A 3,461-nucleotide genomic window follows, 5' to 3' on the forward strand; every position below is an offset into this window, starting at 1 on the left:
AGCGGGGGTTTTCACGGCGGCCGGTGCTACCGCGTTGACGCGGATCTTGTGCCCGGCAAGCTCGATAGCCAGGTTATGGGTGAGCGCGTGCAGGCCGGCTTTCTGCATCGAGTATCCCGACGATGGGGTCAGACCGATCGCCTGATGTGCCCACATGCTGCCGATGTTGACGATGGAGCCGCCCTCCCCGCGTGCGATCATGCCCGCAACGACGGTCTGCGTCAGGAAGAACAGCGCATAGTTGAGGTCCATGTACGAGTCGTAGTCCTGTGCGTCGTACTCAAGAAACGCCTTCGGAATAAAGAATCCGGCCGCGTTTACCAGCAGCGTCGCATCGCCATGGTCCTCAGAAAGCGAACGCTGCACATCGGCGACCGCAGAGCGATCCGTCAGCTCGGCAGCGATCCCCCAGGCTTGGCCATCCCCGCCACTCAGTTCGGTCACGGTGTCGTCAACACGGTCTTTCGACCGACCGACGATCACCGCGCTGCCGCCGTGGCGCACGATATCGGCGGCGACCTGCCGGCCCATGCCGGCGCTACCTCCGACAACAATGACCTTCTTGGAATTGAAGTGCATGGTGAGACCCTTCTGCTGATCATTCTCGATGACTCCTGCTGGGCCATTTCCGCCTTTGCCCGACAAGGAGAGTTGTAGCCCTGGCGTCGACACCCGGTGCCATGCGTGTCGACGTTGAACTGGCATCAGTCTGCTGCCCGGCGGGGTGAGCCGTCATCACCCCAGCGTTGTTTCACCCGGGTGAGTTCTGGTGGGGCGCCGGGGCCAACTGCTGACGCCCAGTGCGCTGTCGGTGTCCGTTGTCGATCACGCCCTGAGCAGCGCAGCTTCACGACATCAACCCGGTTTGGGGCACTCAGGAGACCCCGCCGCTTCGCTGAGTTTCGAACGCGCAGTGAGGAATTCGGTTTGGCAGATTCCTTAGCCGTGCTGAGAAGCCGCACCGCGGTGGTATTCGGGGCTAGTGCGATCCCGGCTCCGGAGCACAGGCCGGCTCTGGCAGATCCAAATCTGCTTTGTTCAGACGGTAGATCTCAAGGGTCAGGTTGTAGTACTTGTCGGTCTCACCGACCCATTCCATGCCTACTCGCCGCGCGGTGGCCACCCCGCGATGATTGCCTGGCCGCACGACGGCGAAGACCTCACTGACACCAACATTTGTGAATGCTTGATGGGCCACCGCATGACCGGCTTCCGCGCCGTAGCCATGACCCCACCTCGTTGGTGCAACCTGCCATCCGATCTCGAGATCGGTGCGGCCGGGTGGAAGTGGAAGCAGTGCCACTCCCCCGACCAGGTCGCCTGAGTCTCTATCGGTAATCGCCCATCGGCCCAGGGGCAGGCCGGTCGCGTCGCTTTCGGCGATCCATGCGCCTAAGAGTTGGCGCATGGATGCGTCATCGGTGATCAAGGGCAGCGCCGGAGACAACCAACGCGAAACCTCCGGGGCACCGTATATCCCATAGGCGGCGAGGTCGTCGTCGAGTTGCCACGGGCGCAGTAGGAGCCGGGTCGTCAGGATGCGTCGCGTGTCAGGGTCCCATTCGACATGGCGATGCTTAACCATGTCGCCTCCCGGATTCGTGATACACGTACTGGGGCAGGTCACGATTCTATGCCGTGACCTGTAGTTATGTGGGTGGAGCTAAGGGGACTCAAACCCTGCCCTGACCAGGCAAGATACGGGTTCAGCTGCAGGTTCGCTCCGTCTCGATCCGGTTCAGTCCCGCTCGTTACCCGCGGTTTCGTTTCGGGTCTTGACGGCGTCAAGAGTAGTCACCCTGCGAAGAAGTTGTCTACGACAATGGTGCGCGGATCGTTGACGAACCAGGCGTCGGTATCGATGGGACGGTAGCGCGCCAATCCCGTTTCGGAGCCTGGTTCACCGTGCACCGCGACATACCAAGGCCCCGAGAAGGATTCCGTGTGGAGCCGTAGTGACCCACGCGGACGTACCGAGATGCGGCCTGCTTGCCCCGGTCAAGGTGTACGTACGCACCACATCGCTCGGGGTCGGCGGAAGCAGGACAGTCAGAACCGATCGGGTACAGTTAACACGCCGGTAATCTTGCCGGTCCTCAGGGCAGACCACTCGCTGAACGTTGGGCTCACCGCCCCGCCACGATCGCGTCGCCTTCTCTGAGACTTCTCAGAGGATCTTATGTCTTCGCTCCCCAGCGTTACCCCTTCTCTCGACGCGTCCGAACAAGGCCTTCCCGCAGCCCGATTCGCGCTGCCTGCGTGCTCCACCGCGATCGTCTACTGCGAGGGCCAGTTCGGCGAGCAGGACGGTAAGACCGCTAACGGCCTGGTCCGGCACTCGGAGAAGTACGAGATTCTCAGCGTCATCGACAGCATCCGGGCCGGTGTCGATGCCGGGAAACTCCTAGACGGCACCGCGAACGGCATCCCGGTGCTGGCGTCGCTCACCGAGTGCCTCTCGCACGCCGGCTTCGTACCTGACTACCTGATCTGTGGGCTTGCGCCTGCCGACGGCCTGCTGTCCGACGAGCAGCGGGTCGTGCTGCTCGACGGCATCGCCCGCGGGATGCACATCATCAACGGTTTGCACGAGTTCCTCAACGACGACGCCGAGTTCGCGGCGGCAGCTGTGATCGCCGGCGTCACCATCACCGATGTGCGCCGACCGAAGGCCAAGCGCGACCTGCATCTGTTCTCCGGCCGGATCTTCGATGTCACATGTCCCAGGATCGCGGTACTGGGTACCGACGGCGCGATCGGGAAGCGCACCACCGCCACCTTGCTGGTCCAGGCGCTCAACGCGCACGGCATCAAGGCGGTCATGGTCGGCACCGGTCAGACCACCTTGATCCAGGGCGGCAAGTACGGCGTCGCGCTGGATGCGCTGGTCCCACAATTCTGCTCGGGCGAGGTCGAGCACCAGGTCGTCGCCGCATTCGAAGGTGAGAACCCTGACGTGATCGTGGTCGAGGGCCAGGGCGCACTCAGCCACCCCGCCTACATCACGTCGGCTCACATCCTGCGTGGCAGCCGCCCGGCCGGCGTGATCGTGCAGCACGCGCCGAAGCGCAAGATGCTCGGCGACTTCCCGATGGTGCCGATGCCGACCGCGGCCAGCGAGATCGCACTGATCGAGGCGTTCGCCGACACCCGCGTCATCGGGATCACGATCAACCACGAAGAGATGACCGAAGACGAGCTGAGCAACGCGATCTCCGTGCATCACTCGCAGCTCGGCCTCCCAGTCACCGACCCTCTGACGCGCCCCGCGTCGGATCTCGTCGACATGGTGCTGACGGCCTTCCCCGCGCTCGCGGCGGTAGCCGACACGACCAACCCCGTGTGACGCTTCGGATCGAGACCGATCTCGACAAGGTCGAGCAGAACACCCGGATTCTGTTCGGCCGGCTCGCCCCAACGGGCATCCGGGTCACCGGGATCACCAAGGCCGTGTTGGGCTC

At 63.5% G+C, this 3,461-nt stretch carries 3 protein-coding genes and 1 pseudogene; 1 reads left to right on the top strand and 3 read right to left on the bottom strand.

Translation table 11 applies throughout. The annotated features are described in order from the left end of the window. The 3 genes and pseudogenes from WB785_RS21105 to WB785_RS21115 form a co-directional block, all read right to left on the bottom strand. A partial coding sequence (locus WB785_RS21105; protein WP_424081490.1) for an SDR family NAD(P)-dependent oxidoreductase occupies positions 1 to 579 on the bottom strand: 579 nt, incomplete at its 3' end. Between the two features lie 400 nt (positions 580 to 979). Continuing rightward, positions 980 to 1,585 carry a GNAT family N-acetyltransferase gene (locus WB785_RS21110; protein ID WP_424081492.1) on the bottom strand — a complete coding sequence of 202 codons (606 nt, stop codon included), beginning with the start codon at positions 1,583 to 1,585 and terminating at the stop codon, positions 980 to 982. Between the two features lie 215 nt (positions 1,586 to 1,800). After that, positions 1,801 to 1,926: pseudogene (locus WB785_RS21115) on the bottom strand (GNAT family N-acetyltransferase); the annotation flags it as partial. A gap of 253 nt (positions 1,927 to 2,179) precedes the next feature. On the opposite strand from WB785_RS21115, the gene WB785_RS21120 reads away from it, so the two are divergent. Then, on the top strand, positions 2,180 to 3,346 hold the full coding sequence (locus WB785_RS21120) for a DUF1611 domain-containing protein (protein ID WP_424081494.1): 1,167 nt from the start codon (positions 2,180 to 2,182) through the stop codon (positions 3,344 to 3,346). Positions 3,347 to 3,461: the final 115 nt, after the last annotated feature.

The organism is Mycobacterium sp. (assembly GCF_049585075.1).
GTDB lineage: Bacteria > Actinomycetota > Actinomycetes > Mycobacteriales > Mycobacteriaceae > Mycobacterium.

Excerpts from the sequence above, each read along its gene's own strand:
- WB785_RS21110 (WP_424081492.1), bottom strand. The coding sequence starts at position 1,585 with ATGGTTAAGCATCGCCATGTCGAATGGGACCCTGACACGCGACGCATC.
- WB785_RS21120 (WP_424081494.1), top strand. The coding sequence starts at position 2,180 with ATGTCTTCGCTCCCCAGCGTTACCCCTTCTCTCGACGCGTCCGAACAA.